Consider the following 16,891-nt stretch of genomic DNA (forward strand, 5'->3'; position numbering starts at 1 on the left):
CCGATAACCTCAGCCGATGCGCCGCCCGGCCGCCTGGCCAGGGGCGCCCCACCATGCGCATGCCCGGCGCCGCGGTGCACCGGCAACCAAGGAGTGAGTTCGTCTGTCGACCGCCATCCTCATCGGCCAGCCGGCCCCCGGATCGTCCCTCGAGGGCGATCTGCGGTCGCTGGGCTTCGACGTGCGGATCGCCACGGATGCCGCCGACGTCGGGTCGCTGCTCGCGGTGGTTCCCGGCGATGAGCGGGTCGCACTCGTCGACGCCCGGTTCGTGGGACATGTCCACGCCCTGCGGCTCGGCCTCACCGACCCCCGCTTCGACGCCTCCGCCGTTCCCGGTGCCGTAGCGGCCCGCCCGCCCGCCCGCCCGGCGCTGGCCCTCGCCGTACGCAGAACCGCTGACGACACCGCACGCGGCGCCGTCGCCGTCGGCAGGATCGCCGACACCGTGGCCGAGGCTCTCGAGGACACCGACGTCGCCGTGCACCGGCCCGAGCTCGGCTCCCTCGTCGCCGCCGTCCCCGCCGACCCCCAGGCCGGCAACGAAGCCCGGCAGGCCGTCGCCGCCGTCGACGAAGAGGCCATACGCCTGCGGAGCGCCGTGAAGTCCCGGGACGGCTTCTTCACGACGTTCTGCATCAGCCCGTACTCGCGCTACATCGCCCGCTGGTGCGCCCGCCGCGGCCTGACCCCCAATCAGGTCACGACCGCGTCCCTGCTCACCGCGCTGATCGCGGCCGCCTGTGCCGCCACCGGCACGCGCGGCGGCTTCGTCGCGGCCGGCGCTCTGCTCCTCTTCTCCTTCGTACTGGACTGCACCGACGGGCAGCTCGCCCGTTACTCCCTGCAGTACTCGACGCTCGGCGCCTGGCTCGACGCCACCTTCGACCGGGCCAAGGAGTACGCCTACTACGCGGGCCTCGCTCTCGGCGCGGCCCGCGGCGGCGACGACGTATGGGCGCTCGCCCTCGGCGCGATGGTGCTGCAGACCTGCCGCCACGTCGTGGACTTCTCCTTCAACGAGGCGAACCACGACGCGACCGCCAACACGAGCCCCACCGCGGCCCTTTCCGACAAGCTCGACAGCGTCGGCTGGACGGTGTGGCTGCGCCGGATGATCGTGCTGCCGATCGGCGAGCGCTGGGCGATGATCGCCGTGCTCACGGCGGCGACCACACCTCGCATCACCTTCTACGCACTGCTCATCGGGTGCGCGATAGCTGCGACCTACACCACAGCGGGCCGCGTACTGAGGTCGCTGACCCGCAAGGCCCGCAGGACCGACCGGGCCGCGCGGGCGCTGTTCGACCTCGCCGACTCCGGTCCCATTGCGCAGGTGTTCGCCCGGTCGCTCAAGAGCGCCGCGCGGCTTCTGCCCGCGCCCGTCTACGCGTTCGTCGGCGGCGTGGCCGTCGTCACTGTGAGCGCTCTCACGGACTTCGGCGGACCGTGGCCCGTCGTCGCCGCGCTCGTGTACTGCGTCACATCCGGGATCGCGGTCTCCCGGCCCCTCAAAGGCGCCCTGGACTGGCTTGTTCCGCCCTTCTTCCGGGCCGCGGAGTACGGCACGTTCCTGGTACTGGCCGCCAACTCCGGTGTGAACGGGGCCTTGCCAGCGGCTTTCGGACTGGTGGCCGCAGTCGCCTACCATCACTACGACACGGTGTACCGCATCCGCGGCAACACCGGCGCGCCCCCGCACTGGCTCGTGCGGGCGATCGGCGGACACGAAGGCAGAGTCTTGGTGGTCACCGTGGTCGCGGCTCTGCTCAACAACACAGATTTCACCGTCGCGCTCACGGTCCTCGCCGTGGCCGTGGCACTCGTGGTGCTCGTCGAGAGCATCCGCTTCTGGGTGTCCTCCGGAGCACCCGCCGTACACGATGAAGGAGAACCCGCATGATCGGCCTCGTGCTGGCGGCCGGCGCCGGACGGCGTCTGCGCCCCTACACCGACACCCTGCCCAAGGCGCTGGTGCCGGTGGGTCCCGAAGGCAACGAGGACAGCCTCACCGTCCTGGACCTGACCCTCGGCAACTTCGCCGAGATCGGTCTGACGGAGGTCGCGATCATCGTGGGCTACCGCAAGGAGGCCGTGTACGAGCGCCGCGAGGCGCTGGAGGCCAAGTACGGGCTCAAGATCACCCTCATCGACAACGACAAGGCCGAGGAGTGGAACAACGCCTACTCCCTGTGGTGCGGCCGTGACGCGATCAAGCACAGCGTGATCCTCGCCAACGGCGACACCGTGCACCCGGTCTCCGTCGAGAAGACGCTGCTCGCAGCCCGTGGCGGCGACAAGAAGATCATCCTCGCCCTCGACACGGTGAAGTCCCTCGCCGACGAGGAGATGAAGGTCGTCGTGGACCCCGAGAAGGGCATGACGAAGATCACCAAGCTCATGGACCCGGCCGAGGCCACCGGTGAGTACATCGGCGTCACCCTCATCGAGGGCGAGGCGGCCGACGAGCTCGCCGACGCGCTGAAGACCGTTTTCGAGACGGACCCGCAGCAGTTCTACGAGCACGGCTACCAGGAGCTCGTCAACCGCGGCTTCCGGATCGACGTTGCGCCCATCGGCGACGTCAAGTGGGTCGAGATCGACAACCACGACGACCTCGCCAAGGGACGTGAGATCGCGTGCCAGTACTGACGCGACTCATTCCGTCGCCGGTCGTCGTGGACATCCGTCCCGGCGCCCTCGACGATCTGGCGGGGATCCTCTCCGACCAGCGCATCGCGCCGTCCGGCCGGATGGCCTTCGCCATCAGCGGGGGATCCGGCCAGGCGCTGCGCGAGCGCTTCGCACCGGCGCTGCCCCACGCGGACTGGTTCGACGACGCCGACGGCACCATCGACGGTGCCGTCCGCCTCGCCGACTCGATCAAGAAGGGCGGCCACTACGACGCGGTGATCGGCCTCGGCGGCGGCAAGGTCATCGACTGCGCGAAGTACGCCGCAGCGCGCGTGGGCCTGCCGCTGGTCGCGGTGGCGACGAACCTCGCCAACGACGGTCTGTGCTCGCCCGTGGCCACGCTCGACAACGACGCGGGCCGCGGCTCGTACGGCGTGCCCAACCCGATCGGGATCGTCATCGACCTCGATGTGATCCGCGAGGCACCGGTGCGCTACGTGCGAGCCGGCATCGGCGACGTGATCTGCAAGATCTCCGCCGTGGCCGACTGGGAGCTGTCGCACCGGGAGACCGGTGAGCAGGTCGACGGCCTCGCCGCCGCGATGGCCCGCCAGGCCGCCGAGGCCGTGCTGCGCCATCCCAGTGGCATCGGGGACGACGAGTTCCTGACGACGCTGTCGGAGTCCCTGGTCCTGTGCGGCATCTCCATGTCCGTGGCCGGTGACAGCCGCCCCGCGTCCGGAGCCTGCCACGAGATCAGCCACGCGTTCGACCTGCAGTTCCCCAAGCGCAACGCCCTCCACGGAGAGCAGTGCGGCATGGGAGGCGCGTTCGCCACGTACCTGCGCGGCGACCGCGACATGGCCGGACAGATGGCCGACGTGCTGTACCGCCACGGACTGCCCGTTCTCCCCGAGGAGATCGGCTTCACGGCGGACGAGTTCGTCCAGGTCGTGCAGTTCGCCCCGAAAACCCGCCCCGGTCGTTACACGATTCTGGAACACCTCGACCTGACCCCCGAACAGATCAAGGACGCATACGCCGACTATGCCAAGGCCATCGGTAGCTGAACTCCGCCCGGTCGTTCACCCCCCGGGTGTGAAGGACAGGCGGAGCGGCGAGCACTGGGCCGGCCGGCTCTACATGCGCGAGCTCTCCCTGCGCGTGGACCGGTACCTGGTGAACACACGGGTCACGCCCAACCAGCTGACCTATCTCATGACCGTCTTCGGCGTCCTCGCCGCCCCGGCCCTGCTGGTGCCGGGGATCGCGGGTGCCGTGCTCGGCGTGCTGATGGTGCAGCTCTACCTGCTGCTCGACTGCGTCGACGGCGAGATCGCCCGCTGGAAGAAGCAGTTCTCGCTCGGCGGGGTGTACCTGGACCGGGTCGGCGCCTACCTGTGCGACGCCGCGGTGCTGGTCGGGTTCGGTCTGCGCGCCGCCGATCTGTGGGGCTCCGGGCGGATCGACTGGCTGTGGGCCTTCCTCGGCACCCTCGCCGCCCTCGGCGCCATCCTGATCAAGGCGGAGACCGACCTCGTCGGCGTCGCCCGGCACCAGGGCGGCCTGCCGCCGGTGAAGGAGGCGGCGTCCGAGCCGCGCTCGTCCGGTATGGCGCTGGCCCGCAAGGCCGCCGCGGCGCTGAAGTTCCACCGCCTGATCCTCGGGGTCGAGGCGTCCCTGCTGATCCTGGTCCTGGCGATCGTGGACACGGTCAGGGGCGACCTGTTCTTCTCGCGGCTCGGCGTCGCCGTGCTGGCCGGCATCGCGCTGCTCCAGACCCTGCTCCACCTGGTGTCCGTCCTCGCCTCCAGCAGGCTGAAGTGAGTACGGGCATGAGGGTCGGTGCGGTCATCATCACCATGGGCAACCGCCCCGACGAGCTCCGCGCCCTCCTCGACTCGGTCGCCAAGCAGCACGGCGACTCGGTCGAGGTGGTCGTGGTCGGCAACGGCTCTCCGGTGCCGGACGTTCCCGAGGGTGTACGCACCGTCGAGCTGCCGGAGAACCTCGGCATCCCGGGCGGCCGCAACGTCGGCATCGAGGCGTTCGGCCCGTCCGGCTCCGAGGTGGACGTCCTGCTGTTCCTGGACGACGACGGACTGCTCGCCCACCACGACACGGCGGAGCTGTGCCGCGAGGCCTTCGCGGCCGACCCGAAGCTGGGCATCATCAGTTTCCGCATCGCCGACCCCGAGACCGGTGAGACCCAGCGCCGCCACGTTCCGCGGCTGCGCGCGTCCGACCCGATGCGCTCCTCGCGCGTCACCACCTTCCTCGGCGGTGCCAACGCGGTGCGTACCCGCGTGTTCGCCGAGGTCGGCGGCCTGCCCGACGAGTTCTTCTACGCCCACGAGGAGACCGATCTCGCCTGGCGTGCCCTGAACGCCGGGTGGATGATCGACTACCGCTCCGACATGGTGCTGTACCACCCGACGACCGCCCCCTCCCGGCACGCGGTCTACCACCGGATGGTGGCCCGCAACCGCGTCTGGCTCGCCCGCCGCAATCTGCCCGCCCTGCTGGTCCCGGTGTACCTGGGCGTCTGGCTGCTGCTGACCCTGTTGCGGCGCCCGTCGCGCCCCGCCCTGAAGGCGTGGTTCGGCGGCTTCCGAGAGGGCTGGACCACCGCGTGCGGCCCCCGGCGGCCGATGAGGTGGCGTACCGTGTGGCGGCTGACCCGACTGGGCCGCCCTCCTGTCATCTGACAAGCTCGGTCTGAGGGCATTCGGGCCGTGACCGGTCCCCGGCACCTGCCCATGCCCGACCAGGCTGCGCATCTCGAGGACGAAAGTTTCCATTTGTGAGTGAGACAACGCATGACGGCGGAGTCGCGGTGAGCGCCCCTCCGTCGCCCGATGACGGGCTCTCTCCGGCCGAGCTGGCCGCCAAGTACGGCCTCGCCGTCAGCGGCGCCCGGCCCGGCCTCTTCGAGTACGTCCGTCAGCTCTGGGGACGGCGCCACTTCATCCTTGCCTTCTCGCAGGCGAAGCTGACCGCCCAGTACAGCCAGGCCAAGCTCGGCCAGCTGTGGCAGGTGGTGACCCCGCTGCTGAACGCGCTCGTCTACTACCTGATCTTCGGCCTGATCCTGAACGCCAGCCGGGGCATGTCACACGACGTGTACATCCCGTTCCTGGTCACGGGCGTGTTCGTCTTCACCTTCACGCAGAACTCGGTCATGGTCGGCGTACGCGCGATCTCCGGCAACCTCGGCCTGGTGCGCGCGCTGCACTTCCCGCGCGCCTCGCTGCCCATCTCGTTCGCGCTGCAGCAGCTCCAGCAGCTGCTGTTCTCGATGATCGTGCTGTTCATCGTGGCGGCCGGATTCGGCAGTTACCCGGACCTGTCCTGGGTGCTGATCATCCCGATCCTCGTGCTGCAGTACCTGTTCAACACCGGTCTCGCGCTGATCATGGCCCGGATGGGCAGCAAGATCCCCGACCTCGCCCAGCTGATGCCCTTCATCATGCGTACCTGGATGTACGCGTCGGGTGTCATGTTCTCCATCCCGATCATGCTCGAGAGCAAGCCGTCCTGGATCGCGGACGTCCTCCAGTGGAACCCGGCGGCGGTCTACATGGACCTGATGCGCTTCGCGCTCATAGACGGCTACGGGTCCGAGAACCTGCCGGCGCACGTCTGGGCCGTCGCCGCGGGCTGGGCCGTGCTCGTCGCGGTCGGGGGCTTCGTGTACTTCTGGAAGGCGGAGGAGCGGTACGGCCGTGGCTGAGCAGAACACCGGGGCGTACATCCCCACTGTCATCGCGGACGAGCTGCACATCGTCTACCGCGTCAACGGCGCCAAGACCGGCAAGGGCAGTGCCACCGCCGCCCTCAGCCGCATCGTCAAGCGCGGCGAGGAACGCGGCGTGCGCAAGGTGCACGCGGTGCGCGGCGTCAGCTTCACCGCCTACCGCGGCGAGGCCATCGGCCTCATCGGCTCGAACGGCTCCGGCAAGTCCACCCTGCTGCGTGCCATCGCGGGCCTGCTGCCCGCGGAGAAGGGCAAGGTCTACACGGACGGCCAGCCCTCGCTGCTCGGTGTGAACGCGGCCCTGATGAACGACCTGACGGGCGAGCGGAACGTCATCCTCGGCGGGCTCGCGATGGGCATGTCCCGCGAGCAGATCAGGGAGCGCTACCAGGAGATCGTCGACTTCTCGGGCATCAACGAGAAGGGCGACTTCATCACGCTGCCCATGCGCACGTACTCCTCGGGTATGGCGGCCCGCCTCCGGTTCTCCATCGCGGCGGCCAAGGACCACGACGTACTCATGATCGACGAGGCGCTGGCCACCGGCGACCGCAAGTTCCAGAAGCGCTCCGAGGCACGCATCCGCGAGCTGCGCAAGCACGCCGGCACGGTGTTTCTGGTCAGTCACAACAACAAGTCGATCCGGGACACCTGCGACCGCGTGCTGTGGCTGGAGCGCGGCGAGCTGCGCATGGACGGTCCGACGGAAGAGGTACTCAAGGAGTACGAGAAGTTCACGGGCAAATAGCGAGGACCGCTGCCCGGGACCGCCGGTCGGTCCGTATGTCCGGCCAGGACTTTCGGCCGGGACCTCCGGCCACGACCAACGCCGTGACCAGCTGAGATGACCGGCCGCCAGGGCCCCGCCGCAGATGCCGGAGGGGCCCTGATGCGCGTCTCGGTCTCAATTCCCTTGCCGCCAGGGAATCTTGACGGCAATCGGTGTGTTGTTGTGATGCGCAGGACACCCCGCCGAGGCGTGGCGCGTTGTACAACGTAAGCTGTACCGGTTGCTGATTCGCGGCACACAGCGCGACACGCACAGCGTCCGGCTCGGAGGGGGTGTCTCCCGGGCCGGCCTGGGGGACTCCTCGGCAGGCCGCTGGGCGGCGTGTCCGAAATAGGATGTATTCGGTCGGCAGTGTAGAACGGGAGATGTGACGGCAATGTCTACGGAAGGTCCCCGGCTTCGCGATGCCTCCGCCGTCCACGCGCCGGGCAGCCGGCGGTGACGGGAACCGAAGGGGCGCGTATGGAGGCCGTCTCCCGGGCGAAGTCCGCTGGTGAGGCCCCGGTCCGCGCCACGCTCGACAAGGCCGCGGACGAGAACTTTCCCGTGGCACCGTTCTTCCTGCCCCGCGCTTGGCGCGACGACCTGATGGCCGTCTACGGCTTCGCGCGCCTCGTGGACGACATCGGCGACGGAGACCTCGCACCCGGCGGCGCCGACGCCCGTGTGCTCGGTGTCCCGGCGGACGCAGCGGACGACAGGCTTGCCGTACTCGACGCTTTCGAGGCCGACCTCCACAGGGTGTTCGATTCGACCCCTCGCCACCCCCTGCTGCAGCGCCTCCAGCCCACCGTCCGCCGGCACGGCATCTCCCCCGAGCCCTTCCTCGGTCTGATCGCCGCCAACCGCCAGGACCAGCTCGTCACGCGCTACGAGACGTACGACGACCTCCTCGCCTACTGCGAGCTGTCGGCCAACCCCGTGGGGCGGCTCGTCCTCGCCATCACCGGCACCGCGACCCCGGAACGGATCCGCCGCTCCGACGCGGTGTGCACGGCCCTGCAGATCGTCGAACACCTTCAGGACGTTACCGAGGACCTCGGCCGGGACCGCATCTACCTGCCAGCCGAGGACATGAAGCGATTCCACGTCCAGGAAGAGGACCTACGCGCACCGACCGCAGGCGCATCGGTGCGCGCACTGGTTGCATACGAAGCGGAACGCGCCCGGGGCCTGCTGAATGAAGGGACCCCTCTGGTGGGTAGCGTCCACGGCAGGCTGAAACTGCTGCTCGCCGGGTTCGTGGCCGGAGGAAGGGCGGTGATCCACGCGATCGCCGCCGCCGAATACGACGTACTTCCTGGACCGCCGAAACCCGCCAGGCTCCGGTTGCTGCGCGAGGTGGGAGCGACTCTGCGAGGAGAGGGGTGATCCGGACCGTGGAGGAAGACCAGCACGTGTCCGCACCAGTGCTCGCCGCCTACAGCTACTGCGAGACCGTCACCGGCCGGCAGGCCCGCAACTTCGCCTACGGCATCCGGCTGCTGCCCACGCCCAAGCGGCGCGCGATGTCGGCGCTCTACGCGTTCTCACGGCGCGTCGACGACATCGGCGACGGCGACCTCGCACCGGACGTGAAGACGGCCCGCCTCGACGAGACCCGCGCCGTGCTGGCCAGGATCCGCGACGGCGAGGTCGCCGAGGACGACACCGACCCGGTGGCCGTGGCCCTTGCGCATGCCGCGCAGCGGTTCCCGATCCCGCTCGGCGGCCTCGACGAACTGATCGACGGCGTCGTCATGGACGTACGCGGCGAGACCTATGAGACCTGGGAGGACCTGAAGGTCTACTGCCGTTGTGTGGCCGGCGCCATCGGGCGGCTCTCCCTCGGTGTGTTCGGCACCGAGCCGGGGGCGCGGGGCGCCGACCGCGCCTCCGAGTACGCCGACACGCTCGGCCTCGCGCTGCAACTCACCAACATTCTCCGGGACATCCGTGAGGACGCGGAGGGCGGCCGCACCTATCTGCCCAGCGACGACCTCGCCAAGTTCGGCTGCTCGGCCGGGTTCAGCGGTCCCAGACCGCCGGCCGGCTCCGACTTCCCAGGCCTGGTGCACTTCGAGGTGCGCCGGGCCCGGGCGCTCTTCGCCGAGGGCTACCGGCTGCTGCCCATGCTCGACCGGCGCAGCGGCGCCTGCGTCGCCGCCATGGCCGGCATCTACCGGCGCCTGCTCGACCGTATCGAGCGCGACCCCGAGGCCGTGCTGCGCGGACGCGTCTCCCTGCCCGGCCGCGAGAAGGCCTATGTCGCCGTGCGCGGACTCTCCGGTCTCGATGCCCGGCAGGTCTCCCGGGGGACCGTCAGGAGGCGCGCCCGGTGAACCTCCACGGCCGCCGTGGGACGACTCGCGGCAAACGGTGCGCAACCCTCCGCCTCGGCGCGGCGTCCCTGACTGCAGCGGCCCGCCGTGCGATCGTCGACCACTTCGCGGACGTCGACGTCGACGGCAGGGCCGGTGGGGAGGGCGCGCGATGAGCGACGACGTGCAGCGGGACGAGCTGGATGCGCCATCCGCAGGCGGCCCTGAGGCCGCCGCCGTGGTGGTCGGCGGAGGACTCGCCGGCATCACCGCTGCTCTGGCGCTCGCCGACGCCGGAGTGCGGGTGACCCTGCTCGAGGGGCGGCCGCGCCTCGGCGGGCTCGCCTTCTCCTTCCAGCGGGGCGATCTGACCGTCGACAACGGCCAGCACGTGTATCTGCGCTGCTGCACCGCCTACCGCTGGTTCCTGGACCGCATCGACGGCACGTCGCTCGCGCCCCTGCAGGACCGGCTCGACGTACCCGTGCTCGACGCGGGCCGCAGCGTTGGGACCAACGGCTCCGGCAGCGGCCTCAGGCTCGGCAGGCTCCGCCGCACCGCCCTGCCCGTACCGTTGCATCTCGCGTCGAGCCTCGCCACCTATCCGCATCTGTCGCTCGCCGAACGCGCCAAGGTGGGACGGGCCGCGCTGGCCCTCAAGAAGCTCGACCCCGCCGATCCCGCACTGGACGCACAGGACTTCGGCAGCTGGCTGGCCCGGCACGGACAGTCGCCGCGCGCCGTCGAGGCGCTGTGGGACCTGGTCGGTGTCGCCACCCTGAACGCCGTCGCGGGCGACGCCTCGCTGGGCCTGGCCGCGATGGTCTTCAAGACCGGGCTGCTGTCCGACCCGGGCGCCGCCGACATCGGCTGGGCGCGGGTGCCCCTCGGCGAAATCCACGACACCCTCGCTCGCAAGGCGCTCGACACCGCCGGCGTCCGCACCGAACTCCGTACCCGCGTCACCTCCATCTCCCGTACGGAAAACGGACGTTGGGAGGTCAATGTTCCCGGGGAGCGGTTCGAGGCCGACGTCGTCGTGCTCGCCGTACCGCAGCGCGAGACGCACGACCTGCTCCCGGACGGCGCCCTCGACGAGCCCGAGCGGCTGCTCTCCATCGGCACCGCGCCGATCCTCAACGTCCATGTGGTCTACGACCGCAAGGTCCTCAGGCAGCCCTTCTTCGCCGCGCTCGGCTCCCCGGTGCAGTGGGTCTTCGACCGCACCGAGGCCTCCGGTCTGACGAGTGGTCAGTATCTGGCGCTGTCCCAGTCGGCCGCCCACGACGAGATCGACGACCCCGTGGCCACCCTGCGCGAGCGCTATCTGCCCGAGCTCGAGCGGCTCCTGCCCGCCGCGCGCGGCGCCGAGGTGCGCGACTTCTTCGTCACCCGCGAGCGCACCGCGACGTTCGCCCCGACCCCCGGCGTCGGCAGGCTGCGCCCGGGCGCCAGCACCAAGACCCCCGGCCTCTATCTGGCCGGAGCGTGGACCGCCACCGGGTGGCCCGCGACGATGGAGAGCGCGGTCCGCAGCGGCGTCGGTGCGGCGGGTGCCGCGCTGAGAGCTCTCGGCCGGCCGCGCGACCACCTCTTCGAGCTCGTCGAGGAGGCAGAAGACCGCGTACTCCCGGGGGACGCGGCATCCGGCGGCGGCTCGGCCGCGGGCCGGCCCCCCGGACGAACACCCGAGGGATCCGGCGCATCACTGCGAGGTGGCATCCGGTGAAGTCCGCACTGCACGGGGCGAGTCCCCGCACCCCCGGTACCGCAACAAGAGGAGAGACTGTGCCCACTGTGCCCCCGGCCGAATCGGCTGCCGACGCGGTGGACGTGACCGCGCTGCTCGAGCGCGGCCGGACCCTGGCCACACCGGTGCTGAGGGCCGCCGTGGAGCGTCTCGCATCGCCCATGGACACCGTCGCCGCCTACCACTTCGGCTGGATCGACGCCGAGGGCAACCCGTCCGACGGCGACGGCGGCAAGGCCGTACGCCCGGCGCTCGCAGTGCTGTCCGCGCAGGCCGCCGGCGCCGCCCCCGAGGTCGGCATCCCGGGCGCGGTCGCCGTCGAGCTGGTGCACAACTTCTCGCTCCTGCACGACGACCTGATGGACGGCGACGAACAGCGCCGCCACCGCGACACGGTGTGGAAGGTGCACGGCCCGGCGCAGGCCATCCTCGTCGGCGACGCCCTCTTCGCCCTCGGCAACGAGATCCTCCTCGAGCTCGGCACCGTCGAGGCGGGCCGCGCCACGCGCCGCCTCACCGCCGCGACCCGCGCCCTCATCGACGGGCAGGCGCAGGACATCTCCTACGAGCACCGTGAGCGCGTCACCGTCGAGGAGTGCCTGGAGATGGAGGGCAACAAGACGGGCGCCCTCCTCGCCTGCGCGTGCTCCATCGGCGCGGTGCTCGGCGGCGCCGACGACCGCACCGCCGACATCCTGGAGAAGTACGGCTACCACCTCGGCCTCGCGTTCCAGGCCGTCGACGACCTGCTGGGCATCTGGGGCGACCCGGAGGCCACCGGCAAGCAGACCTGGAGCGATCTGCGCCAGCGCAAGAAGTCCCTGCCGGTCGTGGCCGCGCTCGCGGCGGGCGGCCCGGCGTCGGAGCGTCTCGGCGAGCTGCTCGCCGCCGACGCCAAGAGCGCCGACTTCGACAGCTTCTCCGAGGAGGAGTTCGCCACGCGTGCCGCCCTCATCGAGGAGGCGGGCGGCCGCCAGTGGACCACCGAGGAGGCCAGGCGGCAGCACGCCATCGCCATCGAGGCGCTGGCCGCCGTCGACATGCCCGACCAGGTGCGGGCGCAGCTCGTCGCGCTCGCCGACTTCGTCGTCGTACGGAAGAGATGATCACTATCGGCCCATAGGTGTGCTTCCGGGGTGGCCCCCGGATCTCCAGCGCAGTCGCCGGCCGGTGCTCACCAGGCACCGGCCGACGGCCGACCCAGCAGAACGACCACTGCACGAAGGGGAAGCCATGACAGCGACGACCGATGGAAGCACCGGAGCGGTTCCGCCCCGCGCTGCCTCGGCCAGCGGAACAACCGAATCGACGCCCGCGGCGGCCGGGACGCACGAAGCCGCCACCCGCGCCCTGATGCGCGCCACAGATTTCCTTCTCGCCCGCCAGGACGCCCAGGGCTGGTGGAAGGGCGACCTCGAGACCAACGTCACGATGGACGCCGAAGACCTGCTGCTGAGGCAGTTCCTGGGCATCCGGGACGACAAGACCACTCGCGCCGCAGCGCTTTTCATCCGCGGCGAGCAACGTGACGACGGCACCTGGGCCTCGTTCTACGGCGGCCCCGGCGAGCTCTCCACCACCATCGAGGCGTACGTCGCGCTGCGCCTCGCCGGGGACAGCCCCGACCACGCGCACATGGCCAAGGCCGCGGAATGGATCCGCGAGCAGGGCGGTATCGCCGCAAGCCGGGTCTTCACCCGCATCTGGCTCGCCCTCTTCGGCTGGTGGAAGTGGGACGACCTGCCTGAACTCCCGCCCGAGCTCATCTACTTCCCGAAGTGGTTCCCGCTCAACATCTACGACTTCGGCTGCTGGGCCCGGCAGACCATCGTGCCCCTCACCGTCGTCTCCGCGAAGCGGCCGGTGCGCCCCGCGCCCTTCCCGCTCGAGGAACTGCACACCGACCCGCGCAACCCCAGCCCGCCCAGGCCCCTCGCGCCCGCGGCCAGCTGGGACGGCGTCTTCCAGCGCCTCGACAAGGCCCTGCACGCGTACCACAAGGTCGCGCCGCGCCGGCTGCGCAGGGCGGCGATGAACTCCGCGGCCCGCTGGATCATCGAGCGCCAGGAGAACGACGGCTGCTGGGGAGGCATCCAGCCGCCCGCCGTGTACTCGCTGATCGCGCTGCACCTGCTCGGATACGACCTCGAGCACCCGGTGATGCGCGAGGGCCTCGAGTCGCTCGACCGTTACGCCGTCTGGCGCGAGGACGGGGCCCGGATGATCGAGGCCTGCCAGTCACCCGTATGGGACACCTGCCTCGCGACCATCGCGCTCGCCGACGCCGGCCTGCCCGCCGACCATCCGCAGCTCGTCAAGGCCGCCGACTGGATGCTCGGCGAGCAGATCGTCCGTCCGGGCGACTGGTCGGTCCGCAGGCCCCACCTCACGCCGGGCGGATGGGCGTTCGAATTCCACAACGACAACTACCCTGACATCGACGACACCGCCGAGGTCGTCCTGGCCCTGCGGCGCGTGAAGCACCCGGACCCCGACCGCGTCGAGAGGGCCATCGACCGCGGCGTGCACTGGAACGTCGGCATGCAGTCCAGGAACGGCGCCTGGGGAGCCTTCGACGTCGACAACACCAGCAGTTTCCCCAACCGGCTCCCGTTCTGCGACTTCGGCGAGGTCATCGACCCGCCGTCCGCCGATGTCACCGCGCATGTCGTGGAGATGCTGGCCGCCGACGGCAAGGCCCACCACCCGGCCACGCGCCGCGGCATCGAGTGGCTGCTCGCGGAGCAGGAGGGGAACGGCTCCTGGTTCGGCCGCTGGGGCGTCAACTACGTCTACGGCACCGGGTCCGTGGTGCCCGCCCTGACCGCCGCCGGACTGCCCGGCTCGCACCCCGCGATCCGCCGCGCCGTCGCCTGGCTGGAGTCCGTGCAGAACGACGACGGCGGTTGGGGCGAGGACCTGCGCTCCTACCGCGACGTGGCGGGATGGAGCGGCCGGGGCGCCTCCACCGCCTCGCAGACCGCCTGGGCGCTCCTCGCGCTCCTTTCGGCCGGCGAACAGGAGTCCAAGGCCGTGGAGCGGGGGATCGCCTGGCTCGCCGAGACGCAAGGAGACGACGGCTCCTGGGACGAGCCGTACTTCACCGGCACCGGGTTCCCCTGGGACTTCTCCATCAACTACCACCTGTACCGGCAGGTCTTCCCGCTCACCGCGCTCGGCCGGTACGTCCACGGGGAACCCCTCTCCGGCAAGGCGAACTGATGGCCGGCACCCCGGCCCCTCAGGAGGGGCCGCCACTGCTGGTCGCCTGCGCGCTCGGCATCGAGCGCTTCGCCCTGCGCACCGGTGAGCGCACCGGCGCCGCGGGGCCCGTGACCGTACTGCGTACGGGCATGGGACCCAAGGCCGCCGAACATGCCGTCACGCGGGCCCTCGCCGACGAGGCGCTGCGCGAAGCGGCCGTCGTGGCCACCGGCTTCTGCGCCGGGCTCGCACCGGGCATGCACCCCGGCGACCTGGTGGTCGCCGAGGAGACCCGCGACCCCCACGGAACTACGCCGTGCGTAGGCACGGAACTGCTCGTACGGGAGCTGGTCCGGGCCGTTCCCGGGCGGACGGTCCACACCGGGCCGCTCACCGGTTCGGACCACGTCGTCCGAGGTCATGAGCGTTCCGAGCTGCTGGCCAAGGGCGCGATCGCGGTGGACATGGAGTCCGCGGCGACGCTCCGTTGCGCCGTTCGGGTGGGGCCGCGCCCGGTTGCGGCCGTCCGGGTGGTCGTGGACGCTCCAGAGCATGAGCTCGTCCGAATCGGCACGGTCCGCGGTGGAATATCAGCTTTCCGTATTCTTCGTAACGTGCTGCCTGTCTTCTTCGAATGGCACCGTAATTTGCTGCTCCCCAGGAGGTGAGCAAGATGGCCATGCCGCTCCGCCAGACCATCAAGGTCGCTACGTATCTGTTTGAGCAGAAGCTGCGCAGGCGGGACAAGTTCGCTCTGCTCGTGGAACTGGAACCGCTCTTCGCGTGCAACCTCAAGTGCGAGGGCTGCGGCAAGATCCAGCACCCGGCGGGAGTGCTCAAGCAGCGCATGCCGGTGGCCCAGGCAGTGGGCGCCGTACTCGAGTCCGGCGCGCCGATGGTGTCGATCGCCGGCGGCGAGCCGCTGATGCATCCGCAGATCGACGAGATCGTAAGGCAGTTGGTGGCCAAGAAGAAGTTCGTCTTCCTGTGCACCAACGCGCTGCTCATGCGCAAGAAGATGGACAAGTTCAAGCCGTCGCCGTACTTCGCCTGGGCCGTGCACGTCGACGGCCTGCGGGAGCGGCACGACGCGTCGGTCGCCAAGGAAGGCGTCTTCGACGAGGCGGTGGAGGCCATCAAGGAGGCCAAGCGCCGCGGCTTCCGGGTCACCACGAACTCGACGTTCTTCAACACCGACACCCCGCAGACCGTCATCGAGGTCCTCAACTTCCTCAACGACGACCTGAAGGTGGACGAGATGATGCTCTCGCCCGCCTACGCCTACGAGAAGGCCCCCGACCAGGAGCATTTCCTGGGCGTCCAGCAGACCCGCGAACTGTTCAAGAAGGCCTTCTCGAGCGGCAACCGAAAGCGCTGGCGGCTCAACCAGAGCCCGCTCTTCCTGGACTTCCTGGAGGGCAAGGTCGACTTCCCGTGCACCGCATGGGCCATCCCGAGCTACTCGCTGTTCGGCTGGCAGAAGCCCTGCTATCTGATGAGCGACGGGTACGCCCAGACGTACCAGCAGCTCCTGGAGGAGACCGACTGGGACGCGTACGGCCGCGGCAAGGACCCGCGGTGTGCCAACTGCATGGCCCACTGCGGCTACGAGCCCACCGCCGTCATGGCCACCATGGGTTCGCTCAAGGAGTCGCTGCGCGCGGCCCGCGAGACCCTGGGCAATGGAAAGCCGCAGGTGACGCCGTGACGACTGTGGAGCCTGTCCCATTGGGTCTTCCGGAAATGCCGGCCCGGCCGGTCGCCGCACGCCGTGTCTCACGGCAGATCCAGGTCGGGTCGGTGGCCGTCGGCGGGGGCGCGCCGGTGTCGGTGCAGTCGATGACGACGACGCGTACGTCGGATGTGGGTGCGACGCTGCAGCAGATCGCGGAGCTGACGGCTTCGGGGTGCCAGATCGTGCGGGTGGCGTGTCCGACGCAGGATGATGCGGATGCGCTGGCGACGATCGCGCGCAAGTCGCAGATCCCGGTGATCGCGGACATTCACTTCCAGCCGAAGTACGTGTTCGCGGCGATCGAGGCGGGTTGCGCGGCGGTGCGGGTGAACCCGGGCAACATCAAGCAGTTCGACGACAAGGTCCGGGAGATCGCCCGGGCGGCGAAGGATGCGGGCACGCCGATCCGGATCGGCGTGAACGCGGGTTCTCTGGACAGGCGGCTGCTGCAGAAGTACGGGAAGGCGACGCCTGAGGCGCTGGTGGAGTCCGCCCTCTGGGAGGCGTCCCTCTTCGAGGAGCACGACTTCCGGGACATCAAGATCTCGGTGAAGCACAACGACCCGGTCGTGATGATCGAGGCGTACCGGCAGCTGGCCGCCCAGTGCGACTACCCGCTGCATCTGGGTGTGACCGAGGCCGGTCCGGCGTTCCAGGGCACGATCAAGTCGGCGGTGGCGTTCGGTGCGCTGCTGTCGGAGGGCATCGGCGACACCATCCG

General features: G+C 70.2%; 16 protein-coding genes. All 16 read left to right on the top strand.

All coding sequences use genetic code 11. The annotated features are described in order from the left end of the window. The first annotated feature begins 103 nt into the window (after positions 1-103). The gene (locus tag ACWD4J_RS20545) at positions 104-1,903 is read left to right on the top strand and encodes a DUF5941 domain-containing protein (RefSeq protein ID WP_451396838.1); all 1,800 of its coding nucleotides are present in this window, start codon (positions 104-106) and stop codon (positions 1,901-1,903) included. Continuing rightward, a complete protein-coding gene (locus tag ACWD4J_RS20550) occupies positions 1,900-2,652 on the top strand; it encodes a phosphocholine cytidylyltransferase family protein (protein ID WP_181660246.1) in 753 nt (250 codons plus the stop codon). The genes ACWD4J_RS20545 and ACWD4J_RS20550 overlap by 4 nt, the downstream gene beginning before the upstream one ends. Further along, complete coding sequence (locus ACWD4J_RS20555; protein WP_451396812.1) at positions 2,640-3,704, top strand: iron-containing alcohol dehydrogenase family protein; 1,065 nt, start codon at positions 2,640-2,642, stop codon at positions 3,702-3,704. The genes ACWD4J_RS20550 and ACWD4J_RS20555 overlap by 13 nt, the downstream gene beginning before the upstream one ends. Continuing rightward, positions 3,682-4,461 carry a CDP-alcohol phosphatidyltransferase family protein gene (locus tag ACWD4J_RS20560; RefSeq protein WP_451396813.1) on the top strand — a complete coding sequence of 260 codons (780 nt, stop codon included), beginning with the start codon at positions 3,682-3,684 and terminating at the stop codon, positions 4,459-4,461. Before ACWD4J_RS20555 ends, ACWD4J_RS20560 begins: the two co-directional genes overlap by 23 nt. 8 nt (positions 4,462-4,469) lie before the next feature. Then, positions 4,470-5,342, top strand: a complete 873-nt coding sequence (locus tag ACWD4J_RS20565) for a glycosyltransferase family 2 protein (protein ID WP_451396814.1) — start codon at positions 4,470-4,472, stop codon at positions 5,340-5,342. A gap of 95 nt (positions 5,343-5,437) precedes the next feature. Beyond that, positions 5,438-6,367 (top strand): ABC transporter permease, encoded by a 930-nt coding sequence (locus ACWD4J_RS20570; RefSeq protein WP_451396815.1) that lies wholly within the window; start codon positions 5,438-5,440, stop codon positions 6,365-6,367. Further along, complete coding sequence (locus tag ACWD4J_RS20575) at positions 6,360-7,139, top strand: ABC transporter ATP-binding protein (protein WP_451396816.1); 780 nt, start codon at positions 6,360-6,362, stop codon at positions 7,137-7,139. The genes ACWD4J_RS20570 and ACWD4J_RS20575 overlap by 8 nt, the downstream gene beginning before the upstream one ends. Positions 7,140-7,643: 504 nt before the next feature. Next, positions 7,644-8,552: a squalene synthase HpnC gene (gene hpnC, locus ACWD4J_RS20580; RefSeq protein WP_451396817.1), complete on the top strand. Its 909-nt coding sequence runs from the start codon at positions 7,644-7,646 to the stop codon at positions 8,550-8,552. Continuing rightward, complete coding sequence (hpnD, locus tag ACWD4J_RS20585; RefSeq protein WP_451396818.1) at positions 8,549-9,502, top strand: presqualene diphosphate synthase HpnD; 954 nt, start codon at positions 8,549-8,551, stop codon at positions 9,500-9,502. Before hpnC ends, hpnD begins: the two co-directional genes overlap by 4 nt. After that, entirely contained in the window at positions 9,499-9,657 is a 159-nt protein-coding gene (locus tag ACWD4J_RS20590) for a DUF6380 family protein (RefSeq protein ID WP_451396819.1), read from the top strand. Before hpnD ends, ACWD4J_RS20590 begins: the two co-directional genes overlap by 4 nt. After that, the gene (hpnE, locus tag ACWD4J_RS20595) at positions 9,654-11,210 is read left to right on the top strand and encodes a hydroxysqualene dehydroxylase HpnE (protein ID WP_451396820.1); all 1,557 of its coding nucleotides are present in this window, start codon (positions 9,654-9,656) and stop codon (positions 11,208-11,210) included. The genes ACWD4J_RS20590 and hpnE overlap by 4 nt, the downstream gene beginning before the upstream one ends. Further along, positions 11,207-12,337: a polyprenyl synthetase family protein gene (locus tag ACWD4J_RS20600; protein WP_451396821.1), complete on the top strand. Its 1,131-nt coding sequence runs from the start codon at positions 11,207-11,209 to the stop codon at positions 12,335-12,337. Before hpnE ends, ACWD4J_RS20600 begins: the two co-directional genes overlap by 4 nt. 127 nt (positions 12,338-12,464) lie before the next feature. Continuing rightward, positions 12,465-14,453: a squalene--hopene cyclase gene (shc, locus tag ACWD4J_RS20605; protein WP_451396822.1), complete on the top strand. Its 1,989-nt coding sequence runs from the start codon at positions 12,465-12,467 to the stop codon at positions 14,451-14,453. Next, entirely contained in the window at positions 14,453-15,103 is a 651-nt protein-coding gene (locus tag ACWD4J_RS20610; RefSeq protein ID WP_451396823.1) for a phosphorylase family protein, read from the top strand. Before shc ends, ACWD4J_RS20610 begins: the two co-directional genes overlap by 1 nt. Positions 15,104-15,108: 5 nt before the next feature. After that, a complete protein-coding gene (gene hpnH, locus ACWD4J_RS20615) occupies positions 15,109-16,143 on the top strand; it encodes an adenosyl-hopene transferase HpnH (protein WP_451396824.1) in 1,035 nt (344 codons plus the stop codon). 5 nt (positions 16,144-16,148) lie between these two features. Next, the coding region (gene ispG, locus ACWD4J_RS20620) for a flavodoxin-dependent (E)-4-hydroxy-3-methylbut-2-enyl-diphosphate synthase (protein ID WP_451396839.1) at positions 16,149-16,891 on the top strand (743 nt) is incomplete at its 3' end.

It is taken from the genome of Streptomyces sp. NPDC002577 (assembly GCF_053594815.1).

Bases quoted from the DNA above. Each gene is read 5' to 3' on its own strand.
- ACWD4J_RS20565 (WP_451396814.1), top strand. From the start codon at position 4,470: ATGAGGGTCGGTGCGGTCATCATCACCATGGGCAACCGCCCCGACGAG.
- hpnE (WP_451396820.1), top strand. From the start codon at position 9,654: ATGAGCGACGACGTGCAGCGGGACGAGCTGGATGCGCCATCCGCAGGC.
- shc (WP_451396822.1), top strand. From the start codon at position 12,465: ATGACAGCGACGACCGATGGAAGCACCGGAGCGGTTCCGCCCCGCGCT.
- ACWD4J_RS20560 (WP_451396813.1), top strand. From the start codon at position 3,682: ATGCCAAGGCCATCGGTAGCTGAACTCCGCCCGGTCGTTCACCCCCCG.
- hpnC (WP_451396817.1), top strand. From the start codon at position 7,644: ATGGAGGCCGTCTCCCGGGCGAAGTCCGCTGGTGAGGCCCCGGTCCGC.
- hpnH (WP_451396824.1), top strand. From the start codon at position 15,109: ATGGCCATGCCGCTCCGCCAGACCATCAAGGTCGCTACGTATCTGTTT.
- ACWD4J_RS20610 (WP_451396823.1), top strand. From the start codon at position 14,453: ATGGCCGGCACCCCGGCCCCTCAGGAGGGGCCGCCACTGCTGGTCGCC.
- ACWD4J_RS20550 (WP_181660246.1), top strand. From the start codon at position 1,900: ATGATCGGCCTCGTGCTGGCGGCCGGCGCCGGACGGCGTCTGCGCCCC.